At 47.5% G+C, this 16,817-nt stretch carries 20 protein-coding genes; 19 read left to right on the top strand and 1 reads right to left on the bottom strand.

Features of this window, described 5'->3' with window-relative positions:
- The first annotated feature begins 408 nt into the window (after positions 1–408).
- From FVR03_RS05260 to FVR03_RS05345, 18 genes are all read left to right on the top strand, one after another.
- Positions 409–846, top strand: coding sequence for a plasmid mobilization protein (locus FVR03_RS05260; protein ID WP_187270049.1), 438 nt, complete (start codon positions 409–411; stop codon positions 844–846).
- 253 nt (positions 847–1,099) lie between these two features.
- Positions 1,100–2,677: a relaxase/mobilization nuclease domain-containing protein gene (locus FVR03_RS05265; RefSeq protein ID WP_147920717.1), complete on the top strand. Its 1,578-nt coding sequence runs from the start codon at positions 1,100–1,102 to the stop codon at positions 2,675–2,677.
- 20 nt (positions 2,678–2,697) lie between these two features.
- On the top strand, positions 2,698–3,327 hold the full coding sequence (locus FVR03_RS05270; RefSeq protein ID WP_147920718.1) for a ParA family protein: 630 nt from the start codon (positions 2,698–2,700) through the stop codon (positions 3,325–3,327).
- A gap of 71 nt (positions 3,328–3,398) precedes the next feature.
- Positions 3,399–3,893 (top strand): hypothetical protein, encoded by a 495-nt coding sequence (locus FVR03_RS05275; protein ID WP_147920719.1) that lies wholly within the window; start codon positions 3,399–3,401, stop codon positions 3,891–3,893.
- A 154-nt stretch (positions 3,894–4,047) separates the two neighbouring features.
- A complete protein-coding gene (locus tag FVR03_RS05280; RefSeq protein WP_147920720.1) occupies positions 4,048–4,458 on the top strand; it encodes a hypothetical protein in 411 nt (136 codons plus the stop codon).
- A 48-nt stretch (positions 4,459–4,506) separates the two neighbouring features.
- On the top strand, positions 4,507–4,776 hold the full coding sequence (locus tag FVR03_RS05285) for a DUF4134 domain-containing protein (protein WP_439651038.1): 270 nt from the start codon (positions 4,507–4,509) through the stop codon (positions 4,774–4,776).
- A gap of 72 nt (positions 4,777–4,848) precedes the next feature.
- Positions 4,849–5,082 (top strand): DUF4133 domain-containing protein, encoded by a 234-nt coding sequence (locus FVR03_RS05290; protein ID WP_255474070.1) that lies wholly within the window; start codon positions 4,849–4,851, stop codon positions 5,080–5,082.
- Between the two features lie 48 nt (positions 5,083–5,130).
- Entirely contained in the window at positions 5,131–7,575 is a 2,445-nt protein-coding gene (locus FVR03_RS05295; RefSeq protein ID WP_147920722.1) for a TraG family conjugative transposon ATPase, read from the top strand.
- On the top strand, positions 7,550–8,221 hold the full coding sequence (locus tag FVR03_RS05300) for a plasmid transfer protein (RefSeq protein ID WP_147920723.1): 672 nt from the start codon (positions 7,550–7,552) through the stop codon (positions 8,219–8,221). Before FVR03_RS05295 ends, FVR03_RS05300 begins: the two co-directional genes overlap by 26 nt.
- 15 nt (positions 8,222–8,236) lie before the next feature.
- On the top strand, positions 8,237–8,860 hold the full coding sequence (locus tag FVR03_RS05305) for a hypothetical protein (protein WP_147920724.1): 624 nt from the start codon (positions 8,237–8,239) through the stop codon (positions 8,858–8,860).
- Positions 8,861–8,864: 4 nt separating this feature from the next.
- The gene (locus FVR03_RS05310; protein ID WP_018480024.1) at positions 8,865–9,860 is read left to right on the top strand and encodes a TraJ family protein; all 996 of its coding nucleotides are present in this window, start codon (positions 8,865–8,867) and stop codon (positions 9,858–9,860) included.
- 17 nt (positions 9,861–9,877) lie between these two features.
- Positions 9,878–10,486 carry a conjugative transposon protein TraK gene (gene traK / locus FVR03_RS05315; RefSeq protein WP_007661352.1) on the top strand — a complete coding sequence of 203 codons (609 nt, stop codon included), beginning with the start codon at positions 9,878–9,880 and terminating at the stop codon, positions 10,484–10,486.
- An 85-nt stretch (positions 10,487–10,571) separates the two neighbouring features.
- A complete protein-coding gene (locus FVR03_RS05320) occupies positions 10,572–10,850 on the top strand; it encodes a hypothetical protein (RefSeq protein WP_147920725.1) in 279 nt (92 codons plus the stop codon).
- Positions 10,837–12,018, top strand: a complete 1,182-nt coding sequence (traM, locus tag FVR03_RS05325; RefSeq protein WP_147920726.1) for a conjugative transposon protein TraM — start codon at positions 10,837–10,839, stop codon at positions 12,016–12,018. The genes FVR03_RS05320 and traM overlap by 14 nt, the downstream gene beginning before the upstream one ends.
- Position 12,019: 1 nt before the next feature.
- Complete coding sequence (gene traN / locus FVR03_RS05330) at positions 12,020–12,808, top strand: conjugative transposon protein TraN (protein ID WP_147920727.1); 789 nt, start codon at positions 12,020–12,022, stop codon at positions 12,806–12,808.
- Complete coding sequence (locus tag FVR03_RS05335) at positions 12,805–13,263, top strand: hypothetical protein (protein ID WP_147920728.1); 459 nt, start codon at positions 12,805–12,807, stop codon at positions 13,261–13,263. Before traN ends, FVR03_RS05335 begins: the two co-directional genes overlap by 4 nt.
- 104 nt (positions 13,264–13,367) lie before the next feature.
- On the top strand, positions 13,368–15,335 hold the full coding sequence (locus FVR03_RS05340; RefSeq protein ID WP_147920729.1) for a type IV secretory system conjugative DNA transfer family protein: 1,968 nt from the start codon (positions 13,368–13,370) through the stop codon (positions 15,333–15,335).
- Positions 15,332–15,682: a helix-turn-helix domain-containing protein gene (locus tag FVR03_RS05345; protein WP_137761655.1), complete on the top strand. Its 351-nt coding sequence runs from the start codon at positions 15,332–15,334 to the stop codon at positions 15,680–15,682. The genes FVR03_RS05340 and FVR03_RS05345 overlap by 4 nt, the downstream gene beginning before the upstream one ends.
- 71 nt (positions 15,683–15,753) lie before the next feature.
- Here FVR03_RS05345 and FVR03_RS05350 read toward each other — a convergent pair whose 3' ends face one another.
- Complete coding sequence (locus tag FVR03_RS05350) at positions 15,754–16,371, bottom strand: hypothetical protein (protein ID WP_147920730.1); 618 nt, start codon at positions 16,369–16,371, stop codon at positions 15,754–15,756.
- Positions 16,372–16,499: 128 nt separating this feature from the next.
- On the opposite strand from FVR03_RS05350, the gene FVR03_RS24290 reads away from it, so the two are divergent.
- A complete protein-coding gene (locus FVR03_RS24290; RefSeq protein ID WP_187270050.1) occupies positions 16,500–16,730 on the top strand; it encodes a hypothetical protein in 231 nt (76 codons plus the stop codon).
- Positions 16,731–16,817: the final 87 nt, after the last annotated feature.

Genomic DNA, 16,817 nt, shown 5'->3' on the forward strand with positions numbered 1-16,817 from the left:
TCACAAATCCGCTCATCCTAAGTGGCGCCGCTTGGCCCGGAACGGTGGCGCTGCTTGCCCGGAATATTCAGATAATTATTGCTTATTAAATTTTAAATAACATACAATAGTTAATAAGTGTTTTGCCGCTGGATTTAGCACCTGGTGCTTTTTCTTGTAGTGAGTAGTTTTCATCCATGCTCCCCTGCTTCTTTCCAGCTTAACCAATGCTCCATCTTTGGAATCCTATCCCTTCCTAGCCCCTTCTCCTTGTATTATTTGCCTAGAATTCTTTCTTTTGGTGTATGATGGGCTTTGTATTGCAAGATGTGTTTTGAGTCCTTCAAAACCTCTTGCCCTGCTTTCAGCGTAGCTGTCAGCAGGGGGAAATCCACTCGCAACTCGTGTCTTTTATTGAGCAAAGAATGTATGGAAGATATTAAAAAAGCAAAGGGAGGGCGTCCAAAACTATCGCCTGAATTAAAGAGAGCCAAGCAAGTAAAGCTGACCTTTTCCGATAGCGAATACAGGCGACTGGAGGCTGAGATGACAGCTGCAGGGCATGAATCATTGTCTGTTTACCTGCGGAAGAAGGCGCTGGCGCAGCCTGACGATTTTATTGCTAATCCTAAAGAGTTAATCGCGGTGTTGGATAGGCTCGGCCCAGAGATCAGCAGGGTCGGTAACAATATCAATCAGGTAGCCAGGTATGTCAATTACCTAAAGGCAAACAATATGATAAACCTGCAGTTTCTTGCCGATTTTAATAGGCACATGATAGAGTTCAGTATTATAGAAAAAGAATTGGTCAAGGCGCTTCGCTCTTTTCTCCGGATTGCTGCTGCAAGGTTTAAAAAATTTAAATAATATTTATTATTTAATAAATAAGAATTAATAAATAAGAATTAATAAATAAGAATTAATAAATAAGAATTAATAAATAAGAATTAATAAATAAGAATTAATAAATTTTAACTATTAAATATTAATATTTATATTATAAATAATAACTAATAATTGTTAAGTAAAATATAATAGTTTAAAATTTTTAAATAATATATAGTAGCTTTTATGTGAAAGTTATTATTTGTTATATTTTTGAAGCATTAATGAGTGGGCTATGATCGTGAAAATCCTTTCTGCCGCTGCCGGGTTCAATGGCGTTGTTTATAATGAAGAGAAAAGAGCACAGGGTGCAGCTCAGCTGCTCAAGGCTGAGAACTTTGGTTTCTTGAACCTGGCTGCGGGAAGCTTGAAGCAGGAGGATTACATCAGGTACATGACGTTGGTTGCAAACACAAACGAGTCAGTGCTAAAGTCCCAGTTCCATGCCATTATTTCCTGCAAGGGAAGGGAGAAGAGTGCGGAGGAGCTCCTGGAAATCGCGGAGGAATACCTCCAGCGCATGGGGTACCATGACAACCCTTACCTTATCTACTTTCATTCAGATACTGCGCACAACCATGTACATATGGTATCTACTAGGGTGAGCAAAGAGGGGAAGAAGGTGAATGACAAGTATGAAAACGTGAGGTCTCAGAAAGTGATGCAGGAGATTCTGATGCAGGATGTGGAATACGAGGTAAAAGCATACTTAACTAAAGCGCTGGCATATGGATTTTCCTCAGAGGCTCAGTTTAAGTTGCTGCTCGAAAGGGAAGGCGTGAAAGTCACGGAGAAGGAGGGGCAGTACCAGTTCATTAAGTACAGTTCAGTGGTGCATGCCTTTGCAAAGAAAGAAGTCGCTGACAGGATAGCGAAGTATAAAGCACCAGATGCGCGTGTAGGGCAGCTGAAAGCCATATTCCGCAAGTATAAACGAGGCCTAACGGTGGAGCAGTTCTCCGGGCTATTAAAGGAAAAGTTCGGGATAGAGCTGGTGGTGCACCAGGCAAAGGGGAAGAGCACTCCCTATGGCTACACCATTCTCGACCATGCCAGCAAACAGGTGCTGAAGGGTTCCCAGGTGATGAGGCTCGACGAGCTGCTTTCCGGTGTTAACAGAGAAGAGAAAATACAGGCTGGACGGGAACTCATAGCCAAGCTTTCTACAGACAGGGGGCTGTGTTACACCGGTTTCAAAAGACAGGTGGAGACAACAGGACTCCTTGTCAACAAAAAGGGAGAGATCCGCATCAAGGGAGATGAAGAAGGCAGCATCCCTGTTCTGGTGCTTGATAAGGCGCATGTCAGGGCGCTGCTTTACCAAGAAAGGCTGCAGGAGGCGCGGCAGTACGCTGTGACGAGCGATAGGGATATGAGGCTGCTTGCCAGGCTGTTTTTTGTAAAGCAATCGGATCTGTCGGTTGCGAAGGCTTCTGACCCTCTGGAGAAGGAGGTGGTGGCCGCCAAGCTGCACAGCGGCCTTGCCAGCGGCAGGCCGCTGCAGGAAATCCTGGACAGTTGCGGCTGGAGCATCGCTCATGCAGACGGAAAGCACTTCCTGGTTGATCATCAGCAGAAACGGGTATATGCCTGGGCAGATCTGACAAAAGAGAGGCCTGACTTTCAAGCTGTGCAGGTTGTTGAGCTTGATAAGGGTAGTGATCGGGCGAGAGAGGAAAGGCTGCAGGACGCATGGACCCAGTCTTCCGGGGCCATCGGTCAACTGGCGGCTTCCATGCTTTACCTTATGGAGTCAAACCTAGGGTCTGATCAGAGCGAGAATAGGAAGAGAAAAAATCAACGAAAACGATAATACACATAGACAATTAATACATGAAAATTGTAGTAGCAAACCAAAAAGGAGGGGTGGGCAAGTCTACCACCTGTATACTGCTGGCTAACTATCTGGCCTTAGAGAAAAAGGATAATGTGATCATCCTGGATATGGACTTTCAGGACTCCATCTACTCCAGATGGGAGAAGGAGAAGGAGTTATATGCCAATGAACCACTGTACGAGGTTATCAAGATGGAGGTAGAGGAGTACCCGAAATACAAGGTGCATATTGATAGTCTGCAAGGGGGGCATGTTATTATGGACATGCCTGGCAGACTGGACACGAATGAACTCATCGCTGTATACCAGGACGCTGAAGTAATCGTCTGTCCGTTCGCCTATGAAAAGATGACTTTTGAGTCCACCATGTTCTTTGTTCAGGTGGCTAAGCATGTTAACCCGCAGGTAAAGATCGTGTTCCTGCCAAACCGCCTGAAGTCCTCCGTGAACTATGAATTGAAAGCTGCAGTAGATGAGCAGCTGACGCAGTTCGGCACTGTCGCTCCGGCGCTGCCAGACCGGGTAGGATTTCAACGCATAGATACTGTATCTATTTCTTCGGATATTCGAGGGGTGCTCGATAATTCTTTTGGGTATATATATAATGAGTATTTGGAGACAAAATAGAAGATCCTTCAAATAAATTTATATTAATATTCAATAATTGAAACATTTTAATCAAATAACGTATAATATTCATGTCTACAGCAGGTAACAAAGAGTTTGACATCAAGAGCTTTAAGCAAAGCATAGGACAGGCTCCCCAGCAGAAAAATGCAGAAGAGAAAGCTGTTCAACCAGTTCCTGAGAAAAGAGAAGAGACGGCACCAACAGTTTCAAAATCAGGCAAAGCCGGTGAAAAGCCTAAGGCTTCTTCTAATGCTACAGCAGGCAAAAAGCAGGAGGCTCCTTCCTCGAAAATGACAGCTGCAAAGGCTTCGGGTAAAGCAGCGTCAGGTTTAAGCTTCGAGCAACTGCTTGCTGAACTCGATAAGGCGAAGGAGGAGTTTACCTTTACCTCCAAAACAGTCTATGTGGATGTGCATATACATGAAGTGCTAGACCTGCTGAAGAAAAAAGGAGGGATTAAAATCAATGTGCTGGCAAGCTACCTGTTTGCTAAATTCATTGAAGAGCATAAAGAGGAGATTCAAAGGCTCCGTGATAGGACCGATAACAAGTTCTTGAACTAAGCTGAATCTATAACATTAAGTAAAAAAGTATATAAATAAATAATCTCATCTTAAAATATACGTATAAGTATAAAACCGTATTTCGTATCGATTATATATTTAAAGTAGGAATGTCTAGGCTGTAAATCGATGTTTTAACTTAAATTATATAGTTATGTCTTGGGGCGCTTTCTTCGCTACGATAGCAGTACTCTATGTGCTTTACTATGCAGGTAACCTCTTGTTTGACCTGTACCTTCAAAATGCAAAAGGCGTGGCCGCAGATATGGTGGCCCAATACAGTGTTTCCGATTTAGTAGACACTACAGAGTCACCCCAAGATATTGTGGACGAGGATTACCTGGAGGAAGAATTCGAGGAGGATTATGAGGATTACGAGCAGGAGGAGTTACCCTTGGATAGCGGTTCCCAAGAATATCCTGTTGCAGCCGACGAGCACGCCTTTGCGCATCAGACGGCCTCTGAGAACAGTGTCGCCATGCCCGTGATAGGGCAGGGTATACCCCTAGAGGAGTTCCTTCAGAACGCCAGGCGACTTTCAAACGCAATACCTTTTTCTTCATAAATTTTTAATTCAATAACAGAGATTATGAGAAAGATACTTGCTATGCTCGTGTTGGTAGTCCTCGCTGTCCCATCTTCCTTTGCTCAAGGGGCCGGAGGCATTGATGCCGGAGCCTCTGAGCTTCAAACTTACATTGACCCTGTAGGCAACCTAATCCTGGTCATCGGAGCTATTGTTGGCCTGATTGGGGGAGTTAGAGTATACATCAAGTGGAACTCCGGGGACCAGGACACACAAAAGGCTGTCATGGGTTGGATGGGGTCCTGCGTATTCCTGATGGTGGTGGGGGTAGTGATCAAAGCCTTCTTCGGCTTGTAAGCCGTGGCTCCCGAAGATAACAGAGGATTTAATGTCTACAAGGGGCTGCAAAAACCCCTTGTATTTAAATCCTTGAAAGGTAGATATATCTACTGGGGCCTGGCCTCCGTTCTAACTGGCTTCTTTGCGGCAGTTGTCTTATCTGTTTCGCTCAACTTCTTTTCAGGCCTGGTAGCCTTGGTGATCGTGACTTTCGGCGGTATGGGGTTTACGGCTATGCAGCAGAAGAAAGGGTTATATCATAAAACGAAGTCAAAAGGGGTATACATCATGCCCGCACAATGGAGGCGTTCTGCACGAAGATAGGAGTCTGGCCCTGGCAGCACAATTTTAACGTCATCACTTTTCTCAGCCATGAAAAAGCAGCGGTTTGGTCTGCCATACATTGGCATAGACCGTCATGCCCATGATATTCTATATCATGAGCGCGGAGACTATTCGGTTATCATCAAAGTACAAAATCCTGCCCTGCAGTATTGTGCAGACGTGGAGGCTTACCATCTCTTCCACCAGACCTTTGCCAACATCGTTAAAATTCTAGGCGCAGGCTACACCCTTCAGAAAACGGACATACTAGCCAGGAAGTGCTATGTGCCGAAGCAAACGGATGACCTCCTGAGTCAGAAATTTCAGGAGACATTTGCAGGAAGAGAGTACCTGGACGTCTCTACATACCTGACTATAACAAGGGACGTGCGGCGCTCCAGCTTCTTTACATATGACGAGAAAGACTTCAAAGCATTCCAGCGGAACGTTGACAAAGTGCTGGACATACTGGAGAGCAGGTCTTTCAAGCCCTATGCTCTGAAAGAAATCGAGGTGAAGAAGTTTATTTCCCGCATGCTTGCCTTCAACTTTTCCGATGAGGTTTATGCGCTCAATAACCTCCTTGCCTCAGATGAAGGCCTGCAAGTCGGTGACAGCGTTATCCGATGCATCTCGCTTGTGGACATAGATGAGATCAACTTTCCGTCTAATCTTAAGCCAAACACAGCGCTTCACATAGGGTACAGCCTCCCGGTAGACCTGATGCATTTTCTGCACCAGGTGCCTGGTTGTGACTGCCTGGTGTACAACCAGGTGATCCAAATCCCTGATCAGCGCCATGAATTGGCCAGGCTGCAGGCCAAAAGAAAAAAACACCTCTCCATGCCTGACCCGGCCAATGATTTAAGTGTGCAGGATATTGATCAGGTGATGGCCGATATCGCCAAGGATAACCAGCTGCTCGTGTACGGACATTACAGCGTGCTGCTTTCAGCCAGAGAAAAGGAGATAGACCGTGCCGCTAACTATCTGGAAAGCGCTTTGTTTTCCATTGGCATTATTCCCTCCCGAAACGCATATAACCAACTCGAGCTATTCCGGTGTGCCTTGCCCGGCAATAGTTCGGAGCTTAAAGTATATGATAAGTTTTTGACTACTTCAGACGCGGCCTTATGTCTGCTTTTTAAAGAACGTTTGCTGCAAAGTGAGTTATCCAGTTTTCAGGTATACTTCACGGACCGGCAGGGGATTCCTATCACGATTGACACGAGTGATGCGCCCATCTTCTCAGGCCGGATGAATAACCGTAACAAGTTCGTGTTGGGACCTTCGGGAGCGGGAAAGTCATTTTTTATGAACCACCTGATCCGACAGTATGCCCTACAGCACACAGATGTTATCCTGGTAGACACCGGGCACAGTTATTCTGGGCTGTGTGCCTACTACAGGGGCCGCTACATTACCTACTCCGAAGAGCAGCCTATTACGATGAACCCCTTCCGGATCTCTGCTGCCGAATTCAACGAGGAGAAGCGGGAGTTTCTCAAGTCATTGGTGGGCCTGCTCTGGAAAGGTGCCGAGGGCACTGTCAGCCAAATTGAGGACAGTGTCCTCTCTTCCGTTATCACTTCCTATTACCAACACTACTTTGAAAACGGCTTGGAGAGCAGCTACCTTTCCTTCCAGTCCTTCTATGACTTCTCCATCAGAAAGATCGACGAGATCACGCAAAAAGAGTCTATTAGCTTTGACTTGACCAGTTACCGCTTTATCCTCAAGAAGTTCTGCAAAGGTGAGGCGTATGGGCAGATCCTGAACAACGAGATGGATACCACCCTGTTCGATGAACCCTTCATTGTCTTTGAAATAGATGCCATCAAGGAGCATAAGATTCTTTTCCCGATCACCACCCTGATTATCATGGATGTGTTCCTTCAGAAGATGCGCCACAAGAAGAACCGGAAGGCGCTCATCATTGAGGAAGCCTGGAAGGCCATTGCCTCTCCGCTGATGGCCGGCTATATCCTCTACGTCTATAAAACAGTTCGCAAATTCTGGGGAGAGGCCGTGGTCGTGACACAGGAGCTGGATGATATCATCGGCAATGTTGTGGTTAAGAACTCCATCATCAACAACTCCGATACCATCTGCCTCTTGGACCAGACCAAATTCAAGGACAATTTCGATGAGATCGCCGCGCTGCTCTCTATCAATGAGGTGGAGCGCAAGAAAATATTCACCATCAACAGCCTCGACAACAAAGAGGGGCGGGGCCGCTTCAAAGAAGTCTACATCAAGCGCGGGGCCACCGGTGAGGTGTACGGTGTGGAGGTATCGCTGGAAGAGTATTTGACCTTTACCACCGAGCGCCAGGAAAAAGAGGCCATACAAGTGTACCTAAGCAAGTATGGGGATTTCAGGGAAGCCCTGGAAAGATTTGTCGCAGACTTCAGGGCCTCGGGGCTCAAGCTAAATGAATTTGTTCACCTAATTTTGCAACGCAGCTATGAAAAAGTACCTCTACACGCTTAGCTTCATGGGCCTGCTAACAGGTCATGTACTAGCCCAGCAGGTTGTTTTTGACCCAGCGGTCGTCTCCACACTTGTTGTCAACCACACGGCCCAGCAGGCGGCCTTAAACGACATTAAGGAAAACGAAGGAAAGATTGCGGCCCTGCAGACTACCATCAGCCTGAAGATGACGCAGATCAAGGAGCTAGAGGAAAAGATGTACAACTCCCTTAAATCCGTGCAATCCATTATCGGGCAAAGTAAAAACATTATTTACGCCTCACAAATTGCCGCAGACATAGGTCATTACCAAAACCAAATGATGGAACTGGCGCGCGGTGATAACGAGCTGCTCCTGATCGCTGCCAAGACAGAGCTGGAGCTGCTCAACCGTACATCCGATCTGTTTACCTATATCTACCAGGTGGCTGTCATCGGCACGGATGTGAACCTGATGAACAATGCCGACAGGCTCACCCTTATCCGCCACGTGGTGGACGAGCTGCGGGTGATGCGGGGCCTAGCCTATTCCATTACGCGCAAGATGCGTGTGGCCAAGTACGCGGGCCTTTTGAAGACCATGAACCCGATGGGACTTACCTACCCTAACAACAGCCAGGCGATCATCCGTTCCCTGATGGATGAGTACAAGGCAATCAGGAAGTAAATTATCTCTATTGCTATGAAGACGTTATGTGTACTTGCTTTGTGCCTGGCCCTGCTTCCTGGTCTCTTTACAGATGCCTTAGGGCAAGGCGTGCAGCCAGTTAACAGTAAAAACACAAGGTACCAGCTGGAGCGGGAGGTTGTTACCCGTTGGGGAAAGTTCAACCCGAAATGGTACTTTATTCTGTTTCATAACAAGTACAGGAAAGGGCCTGATAGGCGGAACATGCTGCAGCTTGCCCCTACCATGGCTTTGCTAAACCAGAACAGGGTGAAGGCCCAGGCGCAGGAGGAAGCAGTAAGCCAGGTATTTGAGCAGGAGATGTTCAAGTTTGCCGACAGGTCCCTGAATAAAGGATACCACCTGTTGTATAAAAAGAAGATAGATGAACTCAACACTGCCTTATTGGGGATGAATGCAGAGGCGGTGCAGGCCGGGGTGCAGGCAGATTATATTTTGGCCATCCATGCCGAGCGGGACAGAATTAACGCCGACATCGGGATTATCCTGGACGCTTACCTGGACGATGCCAAAAAGGGGGAGCAGCTGCGGGTATACATCGGGGAGCTTACGGCCTTGAGGAATGATTTCAGGCGGCTCATCTCTCTCTTTAAAACGAGTCAGGACTTAACCGACTGATGCTATGCGTGAATTGATCGATAAAGCCATATTTGACCTGTTCGACGGGCTCTTTCTCAATATACAGGATTTGGTGAGTGTTTTCCTCTACGATGCGCAGGCCCTTTGCGCCATCAGCATGCTGCTGTACTTCGGCCTGGAGGCTTACAAAATGATGGCCGGGGATGAAACGCTTCGCATCATGCCTTTGCTGCGCCCTTTCGCCCTGACACTGGTGATTGTTTTCTGGCCAGGATTTATCGACGCTGTGAACCTGCCGCTGCAGCTAGTTAATGATCAGGCAAAAGGCATGTACGGTGCACAGGTAGATCAGGTGGAGGATTTGCACCGGGAACGCCTCGCGCTGGTAGACTCTGTGGCCCGAAAGCTCTCTGAGAGCAGCGCCGAGTTTGAGCGGATTGAGAGTGAGGCCAGTGACGCGAGCTGGTACGAAACGATGGGGATTGACCTGCAACCCCTGTTTAACAAAATGAAAGGCTATTACCTGATGCTGATGGCCAAGCTGCACTTTACGGCGATGATGGTGGTGGAGTGGATGGTGATCAGCATCTTTCAGGTATGCTCCTACATTATCTATTTTCTGCAGATCATCTTTGCAGGCATTCTGGTGATCCTGGGCCCCTTCTCCTTTGCCCTGAGCGTGCTGCCGGGCTTTCGGGACTCCTACCTGACCTGGATTGCCCGCTATATTTCCGTAGGGCTGTACTCGGGACTGGGCTATATCGTTATGTCCATCTCCTTTGTGCTGGTCAAGTATGGGTTGATGAAGGAAATAGATATCCTGAAGGCAGTACTGGGCAACGAAGAGATGTTCATTGCCTACGTTTCCTTCCCCTCTGGCGGCATCAGTTTCTACATTGTCTCCTTGATTGTGGGAGGATTGGCCATGCTGACCATTCCCATTATTTCCACCTGGATCGTGCACACCACGGGTGTGGGTAATGCCATTGGTACAATGGCAGGAGGAGCTGCGAAGGCGGCCGGAGGAATTTTAAAATAAACTAAAAAGCGCTTGCTATGATAAACAACCTCGAAAAGAAAATGAAGCTGGCATTTGCTGTGAGTATCGGCAGCTTTATCTCCTCCATCATTATAGTAGGTACGGTTTGCGCCTTTGCCTTTCGTTATGCCGAGGAGCAGCGGAAGAAGATTTATGTGATCGACCACTCGGTGCCGCTCTTGGTGGAGCAGACCGAGCTGGGGGTAAACCGGACAGTAGAGTACAAGTCGCACGTGAACATGTTTCACCTGCTCTTCTTCACGCTACCTCCAGATGACGCCTACATCAAGAATAACATCTCCAAGGCCATGTACCTGGTGGATGAGTCCGGTCTGGCACAATACAACAACCTGAAGGAGAAGGGCTATTACAACCAGATCCTGGCGAGCTCTGCGGTTTTGACGATCAAAACCGATAGCGTTAAAGTGGACGAAAACAGGCACTTTACCTACTACGCCACACAGCGCATTGAGCGGGAGACCTCTGTGATGAAAAGACTTCTTGTTACAGAGGGGGATCTTGAGGAAGTGCCGCGCACAGAGAACAACCCCCATGGACTTTTGATAAAGAACTGGAAAACGGTCATGAACAAGGACTTGGAGTATGTCGAGAAGAAATCCTTTTAGCGGTAACATAAAGCAAAGGCTTTCATACCTCAAGGAAAGTGTCAGGGACTACTGTGTCTCGAATCCTAAAGCAGTGGTACTGGCCATGCTAGTTTTACTGTCTGTGGCTGTCATGGGGCTATTAGTCGTCCGGCACCTGCACCAGGGAACCTATGCCGTGACGGCTGGCAAGCTGTACAGGCAGCTTGATACTTCTGGCGACAAGATGACTATAGGCAGGTCGAGTACCGCAGATATGCTGGAGCTGATAAAGCTCTACAACACGGCCAGGCAGTTAAACCCTGACAGCCTGCGTGCCCAAGACAGTGTTTTTCTCAAAGATATTGATCAGCGTTTAAACCGAATCATCCATGAAGAGAATTAACTTTCGGCATCCCAGATATGCCATCCCGCTCATCATACTCCCTTTCCTTGTACTGCTTAATTACCTGTGGCTAGACATGACACCGGCGGCCACCGCCGCACAAACGAAAGTGGAACTCACCGAGACAACAGCCCTGAATACCTCCCTTCCGGATGCCAACCTGAGAAAGCGGGAAATGAAGGATAAGTTCTCGGCTTTTCGGGACGAGTTTAAGTATAGGACCGACTACTCGGCCATGCAGGAAATCGGGGAGGATAGGGTAGACCCCAGGGACATGGCCTATGGCAGCGTGTACACGGAGGAGGAGCGGCGGATGCTCGACAGTCTCAATAACCGTATCCTATCGGATCAGCAGCCGGAGGAGTTTATGGAGCGGGTAAGCCAGCGGCAGCGCCTCAGCTCAGAGCGCTATGCATCTGCTACTACCTCTGTGCCTGGACGGTCAACCCGCCCGATGCGAAAAGTTGAATCGGCATATGAAGAGGAGATGCGGCTATTCCGGGAGCAGATGATGTTTATTGACAGCCTGAGCCGGGTAGGAGAGGAACCTGTGCCTTCTCGTACGGGGCCACAGCCGATGAAAGCCCATGCACCGGCTTCCGAGAAGCAAGAGCCGACACCGTTACCCGTGACCAAAAGCAGGAATACGAATAAAGCCTTTTTCAATACCATTACAGCCGACAGTGAGGAGCAGTTTATCAGAGCTATTCTGGACGAAGGTTTGAAGGTGATGCAAGGCGGCAGGATCAGGATTCGCTTGCTGGATGACATCTATGTGCGGGACTACGAAATAAAGAAAGGCAGCTACCTCTACGGCACTGTTTCCGGTTTCAGTGCCCAACGAATTGAGATAGCCATCCGCTCTATACTCTACGGCAACCAAATCATCCCGGTAGACCTGAGTATCTACGACAACGACGGCTTGGCTGGGCTGTATGTCCCAGATTCGCAGTTCCGGGACTTTACAAAAGAGCTTGCCGGGAATGTGAGCAGTGGTCAGACACTGACTTTTGAGGATTCACCTGACGATGCCAACCAGATGCTTTATTCTATGCTGGCAAGGGTTTCTCAGACCACCACCCGCGCCGCAGGCAAAGCCATCCGGAAGAACAAAGCTAAGTTAAAGTACAACACCATTGTTTATTTGATAGATAATAAAGCCCAATAATATGAAAAAGCTATTCCTTCTATATGTGTTGTTTGCCCTGCTGTTTTCAGCCTCGGCACAGGATTCTCTTCAGGTAGTGCACGTGCATGAGAGCATCTCCACGCATATTGTGAGTCCTGAGCCGATACAGTATGTAGATATCTCTACAGATGATGTGGCCGGAGACATACCTGTTGCCAATATCCTTCGGGTCAAACCCAAGCATGGCGGAGCAAAACCGGGTATTATCACCATCGTTGGAGAGCGCTTCATAATACAATATAAGCTGGCCTACAGCCGAGCGGATCGGGCAGATACGGAGGTGCGTATAGACCCTACCCAGGTAGATGATTACCTGAACCCAGCTGTGGCCATGAGCCGGGAGGACATGGCGCGGTTTGCGCTGCTGGCTCTCCAACGAAAACCCCAGTTCAATAGTGTGACTACGAAAGGGCAGGGGATGCGGGCAAGGCTGAACAACATCTATACGGTGGGGGACTATTTCTTTATTGATCTCTCCCTTAGAAATGACACCAACATCCCCTATACGGTCGATCAAATACGGTTTAAGGTTGAGGATAAAAAAGTTGTGAAGGCCACTAACTTTCAGCAGGTGGAGCTACAGCCCAGTTTCCAGCTTTATGACACGGGTCACTTCAAGCGTAAGTACCGGAACGTGTTTGTGTTCAGGAAGTTTACTTTCCCAGAGGAAAAGGTGTTCAATATTGAGGTGGCCGAGGAGCAGATTTCTGGGCGCACCATCTCCCTTAAAATTGACTATTCCGACATCCTTCATGCAGACACCTTATGAGAAAGTCGTTACTCCTTTCCTTACTGCTCTTAGTTGTGCTGCCGTGCCGAGCGCAAGAGGGCTACACCCACCTGAACCTGGCAGGCGGCTGGATGTACAAAGATGCCTTAACTGCTAACCTTGCCTTGGAGTTCAGCAAACGCCACCACAATTCCTATGAGATCTTCAGTGATGCCTATAAGAGCAACATGGACGACAGCAAAAACTGGTTAATGGGGGTTGCTTACAAACCCATGCTTACCCGTTCCAGAAACACGTTGCTCAAACTGCGCCTGGGAGCGGGCATTGGGTCTAATACCGAGCACTTCATAGGAGCCCTGCAGGCAGGGCTGGAGCTGGGTTATGTGCTGCCGGGAAATGTAGTGCTGATGCTTCAACAGAAAAACGAGGGGGTACTTCGGGTAGACCACAGCTTCAGAGCTGGTTTGCTGGCTGGCATCAAAATTCCGTTGTGAGCAGGTATTAGCTAGTCGATGGGAATTTTCTCAGGAAAGAAAGTTTGTTAAGTCTTTCCCTTACATCTATCTGATAGTATTGGATAACCTTTATCAGGAACGATATGGAAGAATCCAGCGAAATTAAAAAACTTTACTCCTTCCTACAGGGACTTATCTACTTCACTATTGTGGTGGAGGTAGCTGTTTTCCTCTTTATGGATTCGGGCAGTATGTATCAGCTGCAGCCTGTACTGCGCAAAGTAAAGCGCATGGCTATTTATGAGCACATCTACTTCTCCAAAGCTTTCACCTTCGGTTTGATTCTGATCGTGAGCATTGGCACAAAGGCCAGGAAGAACCTGGACCTCGACCCGCTCCGGCATATCTTCCTTCCCTTGCTTATCGGCTGCGCCTTTTTCTTTGGCTCGGGTTTCTTTTATTTCTTTGAAAGCAGCCGTATTCTTTTCTGGGATGTGTCCCTGTCTGATGCGGCTTACATCCTGCTCTCCTTCTTAGGTGCGATGATGATTCATATAGCCTTGGATAATATCTCTAAGCATATACAGCACCGATTGATGAAAGACAAATTCAACGTGGAAAATGAGTCCTTTGAGCAGTCCAAGAAACCGGTGCATACGCCATACTCGGTGAATATCCCGATGCTTTACTATTACCAAAAGCGGGTACAGCGCGGGTGGCTAAATGTAGTGAATCCCTTTCGAGCAACACTGCTGATCGGTACACCCGGCTCAGGAAAGTCTTTCTCAGTGGTGTTACCTTTTATCAAACAGCTCCTGGGGAAAGGCTTCTCTATGATGGTCTACGACTTCAAATTTCCGGACCTGGCTAGAACGACTTATTACCATTACCTGGTCAATAAAAAGAGAGGGGTATTGAAAAACCACAGGTTCCATACCATCAATTTTAGCAGCGTAGAGCACAGCAGGAGATTTAACCCATTAAAGCCGGAGTACCTGCCTACTCTGGCCGATGCCACCGAAACGGCTGAGGCGCTGCTGGAAGCGCTGCGGAAAGGAGACAGGGAATCAGGGTCTGCGCAATTCTTCAACCAGTCAGCAGTTAATTTCCTGGCCAGCTGCATCTACTTTCTGAGCCGCCACGAAGGGGGGCGATATTCTTCGTTTCCGCATGTACTTTCCTTTATTAACCTAAGCTATGATCAGATTTTCGAGGTGCTCTTTTCCGAACCTGAATTGGATAGTCTGCTTTCGCCCTTTGCCACAGCATATAAAAATAGAGCCTTTGAGCAGCTGGAAGGGCAGATTGGCACCTTAAAGATTAATATTGGTCGGCTGGCCACAAAAGAAACATTCTGGGTACTATCAGGAGACGACTTTAATTTAAAGATAACGGACCCGGAAAATCCTTCAGTTTTGGTGATTGCAAATGATCCAGCTACACAGAGCATTAACAGCGCCTGCAATGCGCTTATCCTCAATCGCATGACACGCCTGATCAATACAAAGGGGAACTTGCCCTGTGGGCTAATCGTGGATGAGTCTCCTACGCTTTACATACACCGGGTGGAGAACCTGATCGCTACAGCCAGGAGCAACAAGATAGCTGTTCTGCTGGGCCTGCAGGAACTACCGCAGCTGCGGCAGCAGTATGGCAGGGAAACAGCCGACACCATTTGCTCTGTAGCGGCCAATGTACTCTCGGGCTCTGCCCGTAATAAAGAAACGCTTGACTGGCTGGAGAAACTGTTTGGTAGGGTGAGGCAGCTAAAGGAGGGGCTCAGTGTGGACCGGAACCGTACTTCGGTGAACATGAACGAGGAAATGGGACCGCTTATTCCGGCATCAAAAATTGCCAATTTGCAGGCCGGTGAACTGGTAGGCCAGGTGGCTTCCGATAACGAAGAGTATAGCGGGAAGTATGTTGCCAGTACCTACCACTGTAAAATTAATCTCGACCTTGATAACATACAACAGGAAGAAAAGCAGTATCTTGATTTGCCAAAATTTTATAACTTTGGTACCCCCGATCAAAAAGACCAAATCCTGAGAGCGAACTACAATAAAATTAGAAATGAGGTTAAGACACTAATCACAGCGTTACAGGTATGAGCGTAAGCATACAGGAGTTAGGCCAGAGGCTAAAGCTGCTGCGAAAGCGGCTTGATTTATCGCAGGAGAGCCTGGCAGAGTCCATGGGGGTGAACCAGAACCAGATATCCCGGCTGGAGAACGGGGTGGGAGGGACGATCGAACTGCTTTTACTTCTGTTCAGCTTCTACAGCAAGCACTTTCACGTGGACCTTCTTTTTTCCGACAACTTTGACATCCTGGAAAAGCACGAGAAGCTATCCAACAGCCACAGCATCAACAGCATTGCTGTTGAAAAGCTGAAGCTGGCTCAAAGTGAGTTTTCCACGCAGATTGAGGAGGTGATACGTTTGCTTGATACCCCTTAACGTCTTGTGCAGCTGATGAACGAAGCGAAGCTGAGTATAAAAGCTGCACCTTGTTACCAGTATTTATTCTTCTATTCTTCTTGAGCCAATTGAAATTTAAACTCTTTCCCTATAAAGTAGCTGTCACCAAATAGTAAGAGCTTCAAATCTTTTGAGTCAGGCTTGATTTCGTTGACATAGCTCGTATTTACTCCATTTGCGATCAGGCAATTTTCATACTTCTCCAACAGCTTTTTAGGTCCCCTCGCAAACAAGCCGACATCGTCGGTGCACAGTTTCAGCATTCCGTTGGGGGCATTGATGCCATATCCAAATTTGAGGTTATCATCAAAATTGCCGACATGAGTTTTATAGAGGTCGGAAAATAGCTTTTCAGGATTATCTGCATGCCCTTTGTAGTAAAGTTCGGTATAGTAGTCTGTGAATTCCCACAGCAGAAAATGTTCGGTATAGATTTCAGGAAACAGTGTCCAACTTCTAACCACCTTTTCTTTCTCTAATCCGACTACATCTAATCGCCAATGCTGTTCTGGACTTTCATTGTCTCCATAGGCAAGTTTGAAGAATACTATCAAATCGTCACCTGAATAATTTAATGATGTGATAACGAGTCCGCCATTCTCTTCATAGTCCAAGCTATTGAGAATGTCTTGCAGGTTTTCTGGTAAAGGCTCGGTTATTTTTTTCATTAAAAATTACTGGTAACGATTAGTCCAGATGGTGTCTCGTTGGAGGATCGCTGTGCTCAGCAAATTTCCTCCAATGGCATCTGGACAGTGTTGGTCGAGGTTGTTTTCCCCTTTTCTACCGATACTGTGTGTGTTATTTATTTAAGGAAAACAACCTGAATGGTTGGGTTATTTTCTCCTCTTATATTCCATTATCAAGTGGCGCTTTAGCCGGCGGCAATACAGTTAATAGTGAAGTATTAGCAATGTTGCCAGAGGCGTCAGGCTCGGGGCTGGCCACAGTCCATAGAAAGACTAACTTATCACTGGCCTTTCTATCACCGCAAGCAGCAGAAAAAGAGCCAATCAGCCGAAGCTAGCCCCTTGACTTTGTCAATTCCCAACGCTAACTTCGCCCCACCAAAGTCTTGCCTGGACGCCCCCGTCCGAAAGCGCTGGCTTTCTTC

The sequence above is a fragment of the Pontibacter qinzhouensis genome (assembly GCF_008017455.1).
In the GTDB taxonomy this organism is placed as follows: Bacteria; Bacteroidota; Bacteroidia; order Cytophagales; family Hymenobacteraceae; genus Pontibacter; species Pontibacter qinzhouensis.